Origin of the sequence: Pseudomonas sp. D1-1, from assembly GCF_051132225.1 — a bacterium.
GTDB lineage: Bacteria > Pseudomonadota > Gammaproteobacteria > Pseudomonadales > Pseudomonadaceae > Aquipseudomonas.
In genome coordinates this window covers 2466136-2482461 of sequence record NZ_CP071676.1, presented here as the reverse complement: position 1 = coordinate 2482461, position 16326 = coordinate 2466136, and the positions used below count along the sequence as shown (strand labels likewise).

General features: G+C 59.0%; 13 protein-coding genes and 1 pseudogene. 4 read left to right on the top strand and 10 right to left on the bottom strand.

Features of this window, described 5'->3' with window-relative positions; genetic code table 11:
• Position 1: 1 nt before the first annotated feature.
• From J3P86_RS11400 to J3P86_RS11390, 3 genes are all read right to left on the bottom strand, one after another.
• Complete coding sequence (locus J3P86_RS11400) at positions 2 to 1417, bottom strand: LLM class flavin-dependent oxidoreductase (protein WP_434694606.1); 1416 nt, start codon at positions 1415 to 1417, stop codon at positions 2 to 4.
• Positions 1418 to 1669: 252 nt separating this feature from the next.
• A complete protein-coding gene (locus J3P86_RS11395) occupies positions 1670 to 2617 on the bottom strand; it encodes an ABC transporter substrate-binding protein (RefSeq protein WP_434700285.1) in 948 nt (315 codons plus the stop codon).
• A 339-nt stretch (positions 2618 to 2956) separates the two neighbouring features.
• A complete protein-coding gene (locus tag J3P86_RS11390; protein WP_434700284.1) occupies positions 2957 to 4228 on the bottom strand; it encodes an MFS transporter in 1272 nt (423 codons plus the stop codon).
• Positions 4229 to 4329: 101 nt separating this feature from the next.
• Between J3P86_RS11390 and J3P86_RS11385 the strand changes: the two genes are divergently transcribed.
• Together J3P86_RS11385 and J3P86_RS11380 are read left to right on the top strand one after the other, a co-directional pair.
• Positions 4330 to 5295 carry an AraC family transcriptional regulator gene (locus tag J3P86_RS11385; protein ID WP_434700282.1) on the top strand — a complete coding sequence of 322 codons (966 nt, stop codon included), beginning with the start codon at positions 4330 to 4332 and terminating at the stop codon, positions 5293 to 5295.
• A 133-nt stretch (positions 5296 to 5428) separates the two neighbouring features.
• Positions 5429 to 6331, top strand: a complete 903-nt coding sequence (locus tag J3P86_RS11380; protein WP_434700280.1) for a bestrophin family protein — start codon at positions 5429 to 5431, stop codon at positions 6329 to 6331.
• Between the two features lie 28 nt (positions 6332 to 6359).
• On the opposite strand, the gene J3P86_RS11375 is transcribed toward J3P86_RS11380, so the two are convergent.
• On the bottom strand, positions 6360 to 7025 hold the full coding sequence (locus tag J3P86_RS11375; protein ID WP_434700278.1) for a polysaccharide lyase family 7 protein: 666 nt from the start codon (positions 7023 to 7025) through the stop codon (positions 6360 to 6362).
• Positions 7026 to 7195: 170 nt separating this feature from the next.
• Here J3P86_RS11375 and J3P86_RS11370 point away from each other — a divergent pair, with 170 nt between their 5' ends.
• Positions 7196 to 9181: a M10 family metallopeptidase C-terminal domain-containing protein gene (locus tag J3P86_RS11370; RefSeq protein ID WP_434700276.1), complete on the top strand. Its 1986-nt coding sequence runs from the start codon at positions 7196 to 7198 to the stop codon at positions 9179 to 9181.
• A gap of 139 nt (positions 9182 to 9320) precedes the next feature.
• On the opposite strand, the gene J3P86_RS11365 is transcribed toward J3P86_RS11370, so the two are convergent.
• The 5 genes from J3P86_RS11365 to J3P86_RS11345 all read right to left on the bottom strand — a co-directional run bounded on the left by J3P86_RS11365 (position 9321) and on the right by J3P86_RS11345 (position 14649).
• The gene (locus J3P86_RS11365; RefSeq protein WP_434700274.1) at positions 9321 to 10565 is read right to left on the bottom strand and encodes a serine hydrolase domain-containing protein; all 1245 of its coding nucleotides are present in this window, start codon (positions 10563 to 10565) and stop codon (positions 9321 to 9323) included.
• Between the two features lie 304 nt (positions 10566 to 10869).
• On the bottom strand, positions 10870 to 12189 hold the full coding sequence (locus J3P86_RS11360) for a dicarboxylate/amino acid:cation symporter (protein ID WP_434700272.1): 1320 nt from the start codon (positions 12187 to 12189) through the stop codon (positions 10870 to 10872).
• Between the two features lie 227 nt (positions 12190 to 12416).
• Positions 12417 to 13079 (bottom strand): HAD family hydrolase, encoded by a 663-nt coding sequence (locus J3P86_RS11355; RefSeq protein WP_434700270.1) that lies wholly within the window; start codon positions 13077 to 13079, stop codon positions 12417 to 12419.
• A gap of 25 nt (positions 13080 to 13104) precedes the next feature.
• The gene (locus J3P86_RS11350) at positions 13105 to 13476 is read right to left on the bottom strand and encodes a RidA family protein (protein ID WP_434604366.1); all 372 of its coding nucleotides are present in this window, start codon (positions 13474 to 13476) and stop codon (positions 13105 to 13107) included.
• 42 nt (positions 13477 to 13518) lie between these two features.
• Positions 13519 to 14649, bottom strand: coding sequence for an alanine racemase (locus J3P86_RS11345; protein WP_434700268.1), 1131 nt, complete (start codon positions 14647 to 14649; stop codon positions 13519 to 13521).
• An 87-nt stretch (positions 14650 to 14736) separates the two neighbouring features.
• Between J3P86_RS11345 and J3P86_RS11340 the strand changes: the two genes are divergently transcribed.
• Positions 14737 to 15642, top strand: coding sequence for a LysR family transcriptional regulator (locus J3P86_RS11340; RefSeq protein WP_434700266.1), 906 nt, complete (start codon positions 14737 to 14739; stop codon positions 15640 to 15642).
• Between the two features lie 58 nt (positions 15643 to 15700).
• Here J3P86_RS11340 and J3P86_RS11335 read toward each other — a convergent pair.
• Positions 15701 to 15994: pseudogene (locus J3P86_RS11335) on the bottom strand (ATP-binding protein); the annotation flags it as partial.
• Between the last annotated feature and the right edge of the window lie 332 nt (positions 15995 to 16326).

Below are 16326 nucleotides of genomic sequence, written 5' to 3'. Positions count from 1 at the left end.
CTTACTCCTCAACCAGGGCCGGCTCAGCGACACGAGCGCGCGGGGCCAGGCGATTCAAGTCCCGATAACCAGCGCCCGGGTGGCTGGCGGGAAGGCGCGGGCCGTCGCCGAACAGCTTCTCGCGCAGGGTGCCAGGGCGATAGTCGGTCTTGTACACGCCGCGTTGTTGGAGTTCGGGCACCAGCAGCTCGACCACGTCGCGAAAGGTCTCATGGGCCAGGGCGTAGGCCAGGTTGAAGCCGTCCACATCGGTTTCCTCGACCCAGGCCTGCAACTCGTCGGCGACGGTTTGCGCGCCGCCGACGATCAACGGACCAAAGCCGCCGATGCCGACCCAATCGGCCAGTTCCTGGACTGTCCATTGTTTGTCGGGGTCGGCGGTGGAGAAGGTTTCCACGGCCGATTGAATGGCGTTGGTATGGATGTGCTTGAGCACCTGGTCGGGTCGGTACTGGCTGAAATCGATGCCAGTCCAGCCGGAAACCAACGCCAGCGCGCCCTCATAGCTGCTGTAGGATTTCAGCTCCCGCCACTTGGCCTGTGCCTTGGCATCGGTCTCGTCGACGATCACCGTTTGCAGGTTGAAGATCAGCACCTTGCGCGGATCACGCCCGGCCTCGGCGGCACGTCGGCGGATATCGGCCACGGTCTTTTTCAGGATGACCTTCGACGGCGCCGCGACGAATACACATTCCGCATGGCCGGCGGCGAAATCCTTGCCACGGCTCGATGCCCCTGCCTGGTAGAGCACCGGCGTGCGCTGCGGCGACGGCTCGCAAAGGTGGATACCCGGCACCTGGAAGTGCTTGCCCTGGTGACGGATCTCATGGACTTTGCCCGGGTCGCTGAAGATGCCGCGCTCACGGTCGCGCACCACCGCGCCCTCCTCCCAACTGCCTTCGAACAGTTTGTAGAGCACCTCGAGGTATTCGTCGGCGTAGTCGTAGCGTGCATCGTGATCACTGAGCGCCTTCTGGCCGAGGTTACGCGCGCCGCTGTCGAGGTAAGACGTGACAATGTTCCAACCGATGCGCCCCTTGGTCAGGTGATCCAATGTCGACAGGCGGCGGGCAAAGGGATAGGGATGCTCGAAGGTCAACGAGGCGGTCAGGCCGAAACCCAGGTGCTCGGTCACCAGTGCCATCGGCGTGATCAGCGCCAGTGGATCATTGACCGGGACTTGGGTCGCCTGGCGGATCGCGGCGTCACCATTGCCGCCGAGCACATCGTAGATACCGATCACATCGGCAATGAAGATGCCGTCGAACTTGCCGCGCTCCAGCAGTTTGGCCAGGTCGGTCCAGTAATCCAGGTCTTTATACTGCCAGGCACGATCCAGGGGATGTCGCCAGAGCCCTGGAGACTGGTGGCCGACGCAGTTCATCTCGAAGGCATTGAAACGAATTTCACGTGGCATGGGAACTCCTGCTCGATGGGTTCAGCACCCCATCCGGGCGCTTTCTCGTTGCTGTCTCAACATGATTCATGCCAGTTCGTAAATTCCTTTATTTACAGTTGGTTACTCACGAAACCGGGCAATCAGGGTGACTGCCTCCCAACACCGGTGTTGATCAATTGTTCGATAACAAACAGTTCGGCGTTCGCTCGGGACCGTTTGCCAACACCCAGCCGACGGCCTGGTCCGGAACCGGCCATCGCTCATCAATGTTCAATGGCTGAAGGCTTGGTTGAAGGACGTGTCGATAACGCCAGCAGTGGCCAGCGGAGCCGGTAGCGCCTTGACCTTGAACAGGAAGTCCGCCGTGCTCTGCAGGTCGGCGGCGGACTGCTGGTCCACCGGACCAACGCTCATGTGGGCCTGGCGCAACCAATGGCGCGAGACGTCCTGGTCAAGATTGGCCTTCTTTGCCCAGAGGTCCGCGTATTGGTCGGTGTGGTTGTCGACCCAGGCGCGGGCTTGTTTCACGCGGCCGAGGAAGTCGGCGATGGCTTCACGCTTGCTGTCGATGGCCGGCGTCGAGGCGGCTATGGCGCTGAGGCCGGGCATGAGGTCCTTCGCCGTCAGGATCGGCCGGGCGCCGGAGAAGAGGATCTGTTGCGAGATGTAGGGCTCCCACACCGGAAAGGCATCGATGCTGCCCTGGGGCAAGGCAGCGGCTGCATCAATGGGCATCAGCTTGATGAAGTCGACGTGGTCTTCCGGCAAGCCGGCCCGTTCCAGGGCGCGCAGTGTCAGTTGCTGGCTCCACGCCCCGGGCCAATAGGCGACCTTCTTGCCCTTGAGGTCGGCGATGGTCTTGACCGGCGAGTCCTTGGGCACGAGCAGCGCGATGGTGTTAGGGTTCTGCCGCGAGACGCCGATCAACTTCACTGGTGCCTGTTTGGCTGCCAGGAACAAAAAGCCCGAATCGCCGAGGAAACCCAGGTCCAGGTCACCGGTACTCAGCGCCTCGGCCAGTGGCGCGGCCGCTTGGAAGTGCTTCCAGTCGACGCGATAGGGGGCGCCCTCAAGCACACCCGAAGCCTCCACCGAAGCCCGGACGTTGTAATAGTTCTGGTCGCCGACATGCAGTACCAATGGCTCGGCGGACTGGGCCAACGGTGCGGCAAACAATGTGCCGAGCAGTAGACGTTGGAAGAATTGGCCGGGCTTCATAAAAAGACTCCTGAATGAATTTCTTAGAACTTAACGCTCTTGTAGTTCAACTCAGAAATTCTTTTAAGGCATAAGCTCATAAGTCACTTGCGACCGCTGACTGCGCTGCAACAGCGCCGCAGCAGACTGTTGACAGGGCAACATCGCCCTCCAGACTTCCACCCCCTCGCGTCCCCGCCAGCCGCCCTGCTGCGGGTGTGGCACGGAGCCTGCAATATTCCATTCCAGCGGGACTTCTTCCTGCTTGCACCGCTCCCTGGAATACCTATCTGCTGCTACCGGCAGACAGGCCGCAAGGCTTGCTGACACAACGGTTCGGGCAACTGATTCATGAAATGCTCACTGCCGTTGCGACGGATTGGCAATGAGCGACGCCGTCGTGGCCTGGGCATTGCCATGGACAGAACGAACCCGCACCCGCAACGCAATCAGCAACGCAGCCAGCAGCATCAGCACAGCCGCCGCGACGAATACGCCGGCGCTGCCACCGAGGCTGAACATTGCACCGCCAGCGGCAGCGCCCGTTGCGATGGCCGACTGCACGGACGCCACCACCATGCCCCCGGCGCTTTCCGCCTGATCAGGCACCGCGCTGGCGACCCAGTTCGACCACGCCACCGGCACACCGCCAAAGGCCAGGCCCCAGATTGCCAGCAGCACCGCCTGGCCCGGCACCGAGGCCGGCAACAGCACCAACGCCAGTGCGGCAACGCCTACCAGCGCCGGCATCAATACCAGGGTGGCCAGCGGATGACGCTCAAGCACCCACCCGGCCAGGAGCGTGCCGGCGAAGTTCGCCACACCGAAACCCAGCAGCATCAGCGACAGCCCTTGCGCGTCGATGCCGGTAGTCCCTTCGAGAAATGGCCGGACATAAGTGAACATCGCGAAATGGCCGCTGTGCACCAGCACGCAAGCGAACATGCCCATGGCGATGCCCGGGCGCCGCAACACTTCAAGTACGGTGCGCAGGCGTGCCGGCCTGCGTGGCGCAAGGCGCGGCAGCGTGAACGACTGGAAAGCCAGGGTCACCACACCTACCGCCGCCGCTGCAAAGAACGCGCTGCGCCAGCCATACAGCCCGCCCAGGTAGCTACCCAACGGGACCGCAACCACCGTCCCGATGGCGATGCCGCTGAAAATGATCGAGAGCGCTCGGGGCAACAAAGCCGCCGGTACCAGGCGCATCGCCACCGCTGCCGCCATGCTCCAGAACCCGCCAAGGGCAATGCCCAGCAAGATACGCATCAGCAACAGCACCGCGAGGCTGGAAGAAACGGCGACCAGTAGATTGGATGCGATCATCAACGTGGAGAAACCCAGCAGCACCCAGCGGCGGTCGATGCCGCGGGTCAGGCCTGGCACCAACAGCCCAGCGAACAACGCAACCACTGCGGTCACCGTTACCGCCTGGCCAGCCAACGCTTCGGACACTCCCAGGTCGGTCGCCATCGGCGTCAACAGGCTGGCCGGAAGGTACTCGGCGGTCAGCAATCCGAACACGCCCATTGCCAGCGAGAAAACGGCCATCCACGCGGGGGTTGTCGGCTCCACATCCGGCCCGACGCCGGAATGGCTGCCGGGTCCGGCATTACACACACAGTCAGTCATTACACGGATCTCCGAATTTCATTGCGACCCGCAGTCTAGGCGCGCGAAACCGGATGATCTATGATCGAGAACCTCGACTTTTTGACCGAAACACCTGAGCCATGCCCACCGATCAGTTTGCCCTCTCCTCGGATCTCATCAACGAGTTGTTGCGCGGCATGCGCCTACGCGGCGTCGAGTACCGGCGTATCCAGGCCGGTCCAGCCTTCGGCCTGGGCTTCGCTGACAAACCCGGACACGCCTGGTTCCACTTCCTGGCGGTCGGCAATGCACTGCTGCGGATGGAAGACGGAACCACCTATGCGCTGTCGGCCGGCAATGCCGTGTTCATGTCCCATGGGGCGGTCCACCAACTGCTGTCCCATGTGGACGCGCCGGTTCAAGACATCGATCGCCTGGACGGCGCTCCCCTCGGCGATGCCGTCAGCGCGGTGGATACCGGAAACGATGCCAGCCCCACGCCGACGACCATTCTGTTCAGCGGCTGCATGGAGTTCGAACTGGGCAGCATCCATGGCCTGGGCAGGCTGATGCCGGGCCTGATGCTGATTGATGCCGGCGGCCAGCGTTACCCTGGACTGATGCCAATCCTGACCACCATGGAACGCGAAGCCAGCGCCGCACGTGTCGGCTTCGCCGGCATTCTCGCGCGGCTGGCCGACGTGGTGGCCGCCATGGTCGTTCGCGGTTGGGTGGAGTGCGCCTGCGGCAATGCCTCTGGCCTGGTCGCCGCATTGCGCGATCAGCGCCTGGCCAATGCACTTCTCGCGCTCCATCAACAACCGGGCCGAGACTGGACCGTCGCGCAGTTGGCGGAGCAATGCAATACCTCGCGCTCGGTCTTCGCCGACCGTTTCCAGGCGACTATCGGCATGGCCCCGTTGCGCTACGTCACCGAACTGCGGATGCGGCTCGCGAGCCAGTGGCTGACGCTCGAAAGGTTGCCAATCGAAGAAGTGGCGCAGCGCCTGGGCTACACCTCCCAGGCCGCTTTCAGCCGCGCATTCAAGCGCGTTACGGGCAAGACGCCTGGGTTGAGTCGTCAGTCGAGGCAGTCGGCTCTCTAGCCTTGACAGGCGGATAGGACGACGAAGTTGAGTCGGCAGTAAGGAGGCTGCTTCCTGCGCCAACCGAACCTTTGCGCCCAAGCATCGTCCGAGCTTAAGCGTTTAAGCTAACTGCTCGCCACGAGGTTTCCGTTTGAAAGCTGCCATCGTCAAAAATTACCGTCTCATCGTCAAGACCATGGGCTACGTGGGCTGGGCTTTGTTCTGGTTGTTGCTCTGGGACATCGCCGTCACGGTGGACTTCATGCTGTTTCTCAACGCCAAATTGAACCTGCCGCTGATGCCGCTGACCTTGCTCGGCTCGGCGTTGGTGGTGTTGATCAGCTTCCGCAACAGCAGTGCTTACAACCGCTGGTGGGAAGCACGGACGCTGTGGGGAACGATGATCAACAGTTCACGCAGCTTCGCTCGTCAGGTGCTGACGCTGCTGGACGACCCCGGCAGCGAGGTGAATCCGGTCAAGTCGACCTTGTTGCGTCGCCACGTCGCTTATGTGAATTGCCTCGCCGCGCATCTGCAAGGCCAGCCTTGTCCCGAGGAGGTGCGGGCGTTTATTCCGGACGAAGAGTTTGCCCGCAGTGGCACGACCAATAACTTTGCCAACGATATCCTCACCGGCTCGGCGACGTTGCTGGCACGCGAATACAAGGCCGGACACTTGGACAGTATTCGCCTGGCGCGTCTTGAGTCGACGCTGGTGGACCTGTCCAACAGTCAGGGCGGCATGGAGCGGATCGCGAATACGCCGCTGCCCTACCCTTATGTGTATTTTCCACGGCTGTTTATTTCGCTGTTCTGCCTGATTGTGCCGGTTGGACTGGTGGAATCCCTGGGCTGGTTCACGCCGCTGGCTTCGAGCGTGGTTGGGTTCATGCTGCTGGCCATCGAGCGCATCGGCACCGATCTGCAAAGCCCGTTTCGCCACAGCGAACATCAGATCCAGATGGAAGCGCTGTGCGAAACCATCGAAAAGAACCTGCAGTCGATGCAGCGCGATTCCTTGGGTGATGTGCGCAGGATTGAAGAGAACGCTTGAGGTAAGGCAATCAGTCGAGCATGCCGAATCAACCCTTGCTGTGCCTGGCCTCCAGCTTGTTGAACGTCACCTGCCCGCCTTCGCTCTTGTAGCCGGTATTATCCAAGGTGTATGCGCCAGCCTTGAAATACAGCTGTTTGCCCTGCCAGCTTTTGCTGAGCTGCCTGCCCCACCGATTTCCTTGCGAAATCACATGCAGGTAGCCCGCCGAGCTCAAACGAACCTCGTAAGTGAACCGCTTGTTCAACTCGACATCCTCGACAATCACCACCTTGGTGTCCGTACTGCCCGGCTTGAGGCGATAGTTGGCAATCACGCTACCGGTCTTCCTGGCCTTATCGTAGACATATTCGACCTTCAACAGCGGGCCCTTGCCCTGGTAGGTATGAATCTGCCCGATCACCACCCTGCCTTCCGACGGCACCAGGTTGACGGACAGGCTGGCCGTCATCCGGTGATCCGCTTCGGGGTACGTCCAATTGCGCAGCTCACCGTTCTTGTACGTCTCGCGAAGTTCGCTACGTGGAAACTCGGATCTGGACGTAGTCCCGCCCGTCACCGGCGCCCAGAAAAACAACGTATTGCCGGAGCGGAAATACGCATCCGAGTAACCGTCCACCAGGCGTGGCGTCTCGATGACTCGGGCAGGCGTGCCGACCGGGATGGTCAGGTTCCAAGTGCTTAGATCGATCATGGCATGGGCTCCCTGATGGGTCGTGGCTCAATTTTCAGGTATGGCAAAAGCCCTCGTGGACAGGACTTCTGTCGGGCAGTGCCAAGAACCTCCCGTCGTTCCATAAAGTGGCAACCTGATTGAGCCCTGTCTATAGTTTTCGGCGCCAGATAGCTACCGGAGGCATGGACATGAGTCAGAGCATTTCGCCCGCCGCTTCAGCTGCGCGGAACACCGGCATGGTAATCACGACTTTATGGGGCTCGGACACCGTCGCAGGTATTACGGTCGATCCGGACGGTGCCATCTGGCTTGGCGCTTATAGTCGCCTGGGATTAGGAGGCGAAGAAGATTCAGGCTTCACCGCAAGCCTGGTTCGGTTCAATGCCGACGGTAGCCTGGATCGCAACTTCAGTGGAGACGGTAAGTCCCTCCTCCCCGTGTCGCTCGATATCGAGGACGGTGGCAACGCTGCGGTGCAGCCGGGAGGGGGCTACCTGGCGGCGCTCTACGTAAAAGTGGGCGATGCCTGGGTTTCAGGTGTAAGCCGTACCTTGGCTGACGGCAGCCTCGATACCAGTTTCGGGAATGGCGGCACCGCGACGGTGCCTTTCTACTGGAATGAAGATCTGGGCCAGCAAGCGTCGTTCTCCGTACAACGCGACGGCAGCTTTTTCGCAAGCGCCGGGTATCCCTCTGGGGAGATCCATATCGCCCGCTTCGACGCGACGGGGATTTTGGTCTCGTCTTTCGGCGAGGCTGGGGTCCTGCACCTGCCAGCGTCCGTGGGCGTTCAACCCGGCAGCGCGATCGACGTTTCGCTGCAGGGAGACGGGCAAGTATTGGTCACCGGGCGAGATACCCTGACCCGCCTCAACCCGGACGGTACTCTGGATAGCAATTTTGCAAACGGGGGCAGCCTCGCTCTGGATGTTCACCCAGACGCCCTCGTCATTCAGGATGACGGCAAAATCCTGCTGGCGGGCGCCTCGGGCGGCGTGGCGAGCGTCATCCGCCTCAATGCCGACGGCTCGCTCGACACCGGTTTCGGTGATCAGGGTAAGGTGAGTTGGGGCTCGCAAAGCGCTCCTTTCGCAGTCGCCGACATGATCCTGCTGGCCAACGGCAAGCTATTGATTGGCGGAAGCCAAGGAACGAGCGCGGACGGCTATCTGGCCGCCTTGGTCCAGTTGAACCCCAACGGTAGCCTGGACCTCGGCTTTGGCAATCCCGACGATGGCTATCACCACCTTGACGGTGGCCGCGAGGATGACTTCCTGCTCGGTACCGCCTCGTTCGACGATGCGATCTCTGGCGGGGCCGGTGACGATCTGCTCGATGGCCAGCAAGGTCGTGACCTGCTGACGGGCGGCGCCGGGGCCGATACGTTCCGTTACCAGTCAGCCGCAGACAGCTACCGAACCGCAACCACGGCCCATAGCGACCGAATCACCGACTTCGACCCCAGCACCGATACGATCGACCTCTCCTCCCTCGGCTTCCTCGGGCTGGGCAATGGACATGACGGAACGCTGGCGATACGCGTCAATGAAAGCGGGACCCGGACCTACCTCAAGAGTTTCGAGGCCAACGCGGATGGGGAACGCTTCGAAGTGATCTTCGACGGTAACCTGGGCCAAGCGCTGAATGAAACCAACGTCCTGTTTCAACAAGCCAGACTGGTGGGCACCGAAGGGGCTGATCCTTTACAAGGCAACGCTCGAGGCGAAATCATCGAAGGATTCGCAGGCGATGATCGCCTTAATGGCGCACTCGGGAATGATGTATTGGCCGGCGGAAATGGTCGGGACCTATTGGCGGGTGGCGGCAACAACGATGTGTTCCGGTTCGACGCATTGAGCGACAGCTACCGTACCGCCACCGAAAACCACACTGATCGCCTGATTGACTATACCGCGGGTGAAGACACGATCGACTTGTCCGCCTTGGGCTTTACCCGATTGGGAAATGGTTACAACGGCACGTTGGACGTGGTTTTTAATGAGGCCAGGAACCTGACTTACTTGAAGAGCTACGAAGCCGATGCATCCGGGGCTCGATTCGAGTTGAGCCTGGCAGGGGATCACTCCGGTTACCGTGACTTGAACATCATCTTCGCCGAGCCCTTGGAGGAGGATCTCTTTCAGTTGATCGGAGTGGCTGACTCCCTAGTGTGAAACGCAAGCCTGGATAGTTTTGTCTTAGGCAGTTAGCACTCCTGACGCGGGAATGTCATCCAACGGAACAGGTCGCTCTTCGTTACTCCCGCAGTCGTTCTTCCGCGCCGCGAAGCTTAACGTCATCCGATGCGCGAATTTACTTCAACGCAGCCACCACGGCATCGAAGAATACCATCGGGTCGATCGGCTCTTTGTCAACCGGCTTGGGCTGGGCACCGAAGGTGACAATCACGACGTTATTGGCAGGGTTGACGTAGATGTTCTGGCCCTGGATACCGACCGCCGAATAGGCGCCGTCTTTTACCGACGGCTCGGTCCACGCCGTCCACCACATGTAACCGTAGTCCAGGGACTTGCCGCCTTTGAGGGTGGTCGGCAGCGTCGCCTCCGTGACCCAGCCTTCGGGCAGAATCGAGGTGCCATTGATCTTGCCGCCGTTCATGAAAAACAGCCCGAAGCGTCCATAATCGCGCAGCGTGGCACTGATACCACTGCCACCGATTTCCACGCCGTCAGGCGAATCGAGCCACCACCGGGCATCACTCTCCATACCGAACGGCTGCCAGATCTTCTGCGATAGATAATCGGCCAGCGGCATCTTCACAGCGCCACGGACGATCTCGCCGAGTACCTGCGTTTCGCCAGTGCTGTAAGTGTTGGCCGTGCCAGGCTCGGCTGCTCGCGGCAAACTTGCCATCAAGGCCATGGCCGAACGCGGTTTCTGCGATATCTGCGCTTTGAGTAGCGCGCGACGATCGGACGCCGGATCGGTGTAGGTCTCGTTCCACTTCACGCCCGAAGACATCATCAGCACGTTGCGCACGGTCACGCCTTCGTAGGCGCTGCCCTTGAGCTCGGGAACGTAATCTACCACTTGCGCATCAAGGCCCTTGATAAGGCCGTCTTTGATCGCTGCAGCCGCCAGCGTCGACGTAATGGACTTGGCTATCGACATCGACATCCATCGGGTTTTCTCGGTGTTGCCACGCTGGTAGGTCTCGAACACAATCTTGCCGTCCTTGAGCACAAGCATCGCCGTAATGCTGTCCAGTGCGACGAAGTCATACAGGTCGTACTTTTTGTCCCCGACAGTGAAGCGAACGTTGGGCAACTGTTTGTCTGATTTCGGCAGCGCATACGGGTGATCGCTGGCTTTGATCCTGTGGGTAGGGAACAGCCGGTCGATGTTGCGGTAGGTACTGACCGCCAGATCGGGGAGCATGGCGCCGTCATAGATCTGCTCCACGGTGCCAATCGGTTCCTGGGCGTGGGGATAATCCTCAGCCCATGCGCCTGCGGTGATACCCGCAGCGAGCAGACCGAGCGAGAGAAGCAGCGAGCGACCAGCCGCAGCCACACCAAAAATAGCGGATGAGTGCATAACCTATCCTTATTTTGATTTGCTATTCACGCACGTCAAGACACGCGCCCGCTTGAACCATAGCCTACTCATTGAAATCACGCCCGGGCTGAAGGACGATGCTGTTACGCAGAAAAGGGAACAGATTTATTTGCTGGAAACATCTTTCCTCTTTTACTTCGCAGTTGTTGGCTAGCCTTGCGGAGCCCAAAAAAAGCCTGCTTTTGCAATTTCACCACTCTGCCATCGACGTGTTTTCACTGATGGCTGCATCGGACAATTCCGGCCCGCATGATTTCTCACCCTATGAATACCTGTTTCCGAATCAAATTCTGACGTTATGGGATGCCGACGAACCGACAGCCGCCGCCCCAGGGCCCTCTTCCAGCCTCTTTTGAAGCACCTTCTCGTCCAACTGCCCACACCACTTGGCAACCACGATTGTCGCCACCCCATTACCGATCAGATTGGTCAATGCCCGCGCTTCAGACATGAAACGGTCTATCCCCAGAATCAAGGCCAGCGCAGCAACGGGCACATGCCCTACTGACGACAGCGTCGCCGCCAAGACGATGAAGCCACTGCCCGTTACACCCGCCGCCCCCTTTGATGTGACTAGCAAGACCAGCAACAACGTAATCTGGTGCGTAATGTCCATGGGCGTATCGGTGGCTTGGGCGAGGAAAATCGCCGCCATGGTGAGGTAGATGGAAGTGCCATCAAGGTTGAAGGAATAACCGGTCGGGACGACCAGGCCCACGACGGACTTATGCGCGCCGAGCTTCTGCATCTTGACGATCATGAGTGGTAACGCGGTCTCGGACGACGAAGTGCCCAGGACGATCAGGAGCTCTTCGCGGATGTACTTGATGAACCTGAAAATGCTGAACCCATGCAGGCGCGCTATCGATCCCAATATCCCCAGTACGAAGACCACGCAGGTGAAGTAAAAACACAGCATCAGATAGCCCAACTGGACTAAAGAACCGACACCGTACTTACCGATAGTGAAGGCCATCGCACCCAGCGCACCGATGGGCGCGACTTTCATGACCACACCCATGATGCTGAACAACACCTGGGAGATGCTCTCGATGAACTCGAACACCCGACGCCCATAATCACCGATGCGATGCAGCGCGTAGCCAAACAGTACAGAGAAGAACAGCACCTGCAGAATCTCACCCTCAGCAAACGCGCCAACAATCGTGTTGGGGATAATATGCAGGAGGAACTGAATGGTGCTCTGCTCTTTGCCTGCGGCAGCGTACACAGCAATACCCGACGCATCGAGCGTGGACGGATCGATATGCATTCCAGCGCCCGGCTGCACGAAGTTGACCACAGCCAGCCCGATCAACAGGGCAATTGTCGAAACAATCTCGAAATACAGAAGCGCATAGCCACCGGTCTTTCCGACCGCTTTCATGTTTTGCATGCCTGCGATGCCGGTGACCACAGTACAGAAGATGATGGGGGCGATGACCATTTTGATCAGCTTGATAAAACCATCGCCGAGCGGTTTTAACGTGGTACCGGCTTCCGGATAAAAGTGGCCAATCAGGATGCCGATTGCGATCGCGAACAAGACCTGGAGATAAAGAATCTTGTAGAACGGTTTGCGGTTTTGAGTTTCAGCGGACATGACGGAACCTCGTTTGGGACACGTGCGAGGTCCTCGGACCACAGCACCCGTTACATACACCTTCCTTTGATGGAAGAATTTGTTTTGAATGAAAAACAGGAATAACTGAAGTTACGGGCCGCGTGTGTTCGCGGCAGGTTGAAGGTGCTGTCCTGTGGAGACGCCACTGTAAGCGCCCCCTCTATCGGGACTGATTCAGAGAATGACGGAGATGAGCAGCACCCCGTTTATTTGCCGCTCAGATTTTTAATATCCTCAACCAGGCTATCCAGTGTCGGACGCATGATTAATGGATCAGGCGCACCTGCGGGCGCATCGAGCCCTATTCTGTTGTGCCAAAAGGTTGGCAAGCCAACTTTCTGCGTGCCAAACAGATCGTAAGCAGAGCCCGCCACGAATAGGGCGTGAGCGGACTCCACCCCCGCTATTTGCAGGGCGAGCCTGTAAGGTTCCGCATCGGGTTTGTAGAAGCCGGCCTGTTCAGAAGTGACAATTACGTCAAACGGCACTCCCAGAAGATCCGCTGCGATACGCCCCAACCGCTCCGAACAGTTGGTCACCACACCGAGCTTGTAGTGCGGCGCCAACTCGGTGAGCACGCGTTTGGCCTCAGGCCAAGGTTGCAACTGCATCCAGCGTGCCTCCAGATTCTGCGCGGCCTCCTTGCCTAGTCCGACACTGATCGCAGCCTCTTCGACTAACGTTTCATAAGGCCGGTAAGCACCACAGCCGTAAGTCGCCTTCAAATAAGCCATACGCCAGGTGCGGCCCATTTCATCGGAGCCTGCCACGCAATTCCATAGCGTCCATGAGTCCAGCAGAGCGGTGAGCAAATCAAACAGGACGAGCTTCACAGGTGTTTGCTGAAGCTTGTTTTCAATCGAATTCATAACAACTGCCCTTCTTGAAAAGTATTTAAACTTCAGCCACTGCTGAAATTTCCACCAAAGCCCCGTGATGGAGTGGACCACACGGAATGATCGCTCTTGCGGGACGGTGCGGCCCCATCAGCGTTGAATACGCAAGATTCACGGTCGGCCAGTCAGCAACATCAACGATGTATATTTGCACGTTGACCAAGTGACTAAGCGAAGCACCCGCTGCCTGAAGCACCGCTTCTACATTTGCCATTGCCTGAATAGCCTGGGCTTCTACGCCATCGGGGAACTCTTGTGCATCAGGCGGAAACGGCAACTGGCCAGAAATGAAAAGAAGTTTTCCTGCCATGACCCCGTGTGAGTAATGCCCACCGGGTACAGGCAACTTTTCTGCTGTGATCAACTTCATTGGCCCCTCCTTGATCGATCAAAGTGAGTTCAGCTGAATGAATTACCAACCCGCGATGCGTGGCCAGTAGCCCACACTGTGCCCCTCGCTGATAACGTGATAACCCGCGTGCTGCGCCGAGGTGGCGCAGGCGTGGTTCGGCAGGATCCGCAGCAGCGTGCCCAAGGGCAGTAAGCTTGAGGCTTCAAGCTTCCCGGCCCGCGATGAAATGATCCCGTGCTCCTGATTGGTGGCGCTGACGATCAGGTCGCCGATGGGCTGGCCGCTGGCGTCACAGACGATGCCATAGCCCTGATCGACCGCCTGTCTGGCGGTACCACGATCACGGGAAAGTGCCATCCATCCCGCATCTGTAATGATCCAGCCTTTTTCAATCTGATGACCGATGACAGTCGTCAGAACCGAGACGGCGATATCTTGCACCTGACAAACGCCCAAGCCCGCCATGACCAGATCGAAAAAGGCGAATACACCCGCGCGTACTTCAGTCACCCCGGATAGATCCTCGGTAAAAAGTGCCGTGGGTGTCGAGCCGACACTGATGATCGACAGGTCGAAGCCTGCATTCGTCAGCATTTGGCTGGCATCGATAATCGCCGCGCGTTCATGCCGGGCGCTGGCTTCGATTTCAGCGATTGACTGACTGTCGTAAGACTTGCCGGCATGTGTCATCAGGCCGCTGACCCTGACGCCATTGGCGCTCAGCAGCCGCGCGATTTCCACCAGCAGCGGTGACTGCGGGCCAAGACCGGAACGGTGACCGTCGCAATCGATTTCCAGCAGAACATCAAAAACATGACCCGACGTTTCGGCGAATTCGGCCAGTAACCTGGCGGTATCCAGATTGTCGAGTACCAACTTTAGCTGTGCGCCTTTACCGATCAATGCACCGGCATGAGCGAATTTGTTGGGCGCAATGCCGACGCCATACAAGATGTCGGTGAACCCGGCCTCGAAAAAGAAATCGGCCTCCCGCAGGGTTGAAACGGTGATCGGGCCGCGCCCGCCTGCAAACAATCGCTCGGTAACTTCTAACGACTTATTGGTCTTCACGTGTGGCCGCAATACCACGTTGAATGCTGCCAGCTTATTGCGCATCCGTTGGATGTTCGCATCGAGTTGATCGCGATCCAGCAATAAGGCGGGGGTTTCGATATGAGTGAATGCTGTCATGTCTGGTCTCCTGGAATAGCGCTATTCTAAGCCTCCAGTTTCAGATTAAAATTTAAACCTTCTAATTCTAATATTCAGTGATTCTTAATGAACGAGACAGTTGATCTCCGCTTTCTCTTGGTCATCCGGGAAAGCGAGAGTTTGTTGGCCGCGTCACGTAAGCTGGGTCTGACGCCTTCAGCGGTGACCCAGCGACTTCAGCAAATGGAGAAAAAACTGTCGATTCGATTGCTGGATCGGTCAGCCCGGCAGCTGCGCTTTACCGACGAGGGCGAGTTCTTGTGCCAGCGTGGGGCCGAGCTGGTCGAGCAGTTCGATTCCCTATTGGCGGATTTGCAAGAGCGGCGCAGTGGCTTCGTCGGCAAGTTGAAAATCAACGCACCGTTCGGATTTGGGCGACTGCACGTGGCACCCGTCGTGGCAGCTTTCCAGCGCCTGCATCCAGATGTAGAGATAGCATTGAGTCTGTCGGAACAGCCTATGGTCGAAGCGACTGACCGATTTGATGTGGTTATCCATATTGGGGAACTGCGCACCTCCAACCTGGTGGGCCATCCCATTGCCCCCAACCGTCGCTACGTATGCGCCTCACCGGACTTTATTGAACAGCACGGGCTGCCGGAACATCCCGACCAGCTCGCTACCTTGCCCTGCATCGCGCTGCGGGAAAACAACGAAGACGTCACGCTCTGGCATTTCACGCGCGCGGGTAAAACACACAACGTGCGAATCCGCCCAGCGTTGAGCTGCAACGATGGAAGTGTTATTCGGCAATGGGCTTGCGAAGGGAACGGCATCATCATGCGTTCTGAATGGGACGTTGCCGATGCTCTGGCGGAGGGGACGTTGATACGACTATTGCCGGGTTGGAAACTGCCAGAGGCCAATATTGTTGCGCTGACGCATCAACGCGAAGGGCTGCCCGCAAGAACGCTCAAATTTCTGCGCTTCCTCCAGGATCACTTCCGGCCGCAACCACTCTGGCGACAATAGATTTTGCACCGCAAGCCAAGATTGATTATTACCATGGGCTGGAGGCCAAGGGGGATGCCTAGCGTTTGCTCAGCGCAGCCTCAACGGGAATATCAAGGATAAAAGTCGCGCCCTGCCCGGCCCCGTCGCTGTGCACGGTCAAGCTGCCGCCCATTTCCTGCGCGGCGAGCGCGCAGCTGTGCAGGCCGAAACCGTGACCATCCTTGCGAGTAGTGAAGCCATGGGTAAAGATCCGCGCCAAGTGCTCTGGCGCGACCCCGTTGCCGTTGTCGGCCACCGTGATACGCAATGCTGATCCGTCGACAAGGGACGCGCAGAACGTGATACAGGAGCTGCGATCGTTCACGCCATCCAGCGCCTGCCTGGCGTTGCGGATCAGGTTCACCAGAATCAGCAGCACCCGGTGCCGGTCCAGCGACAGCAGGGGCAAGTCGGCGATGTCCTTGACCACCGTCACCTCCTTGCGTGCCAGTGATCCGGCACTCATGCGCAAGGCATCATCGATCAGCTCCGAGACCGGTACTGTCTCGACGACGCTGACAGCAACGGCATAGGACTGCTGGGCAGCGACGATGGTTTTGATGTGGTCGATGCCTTTGATGAGTTGCCCGAGCTCTTCGATGATGCCCTGCTGCTCTTCCGTCACCACTTGCGCCAGCTTGAGCAGGTAATCGGGCAGCATCC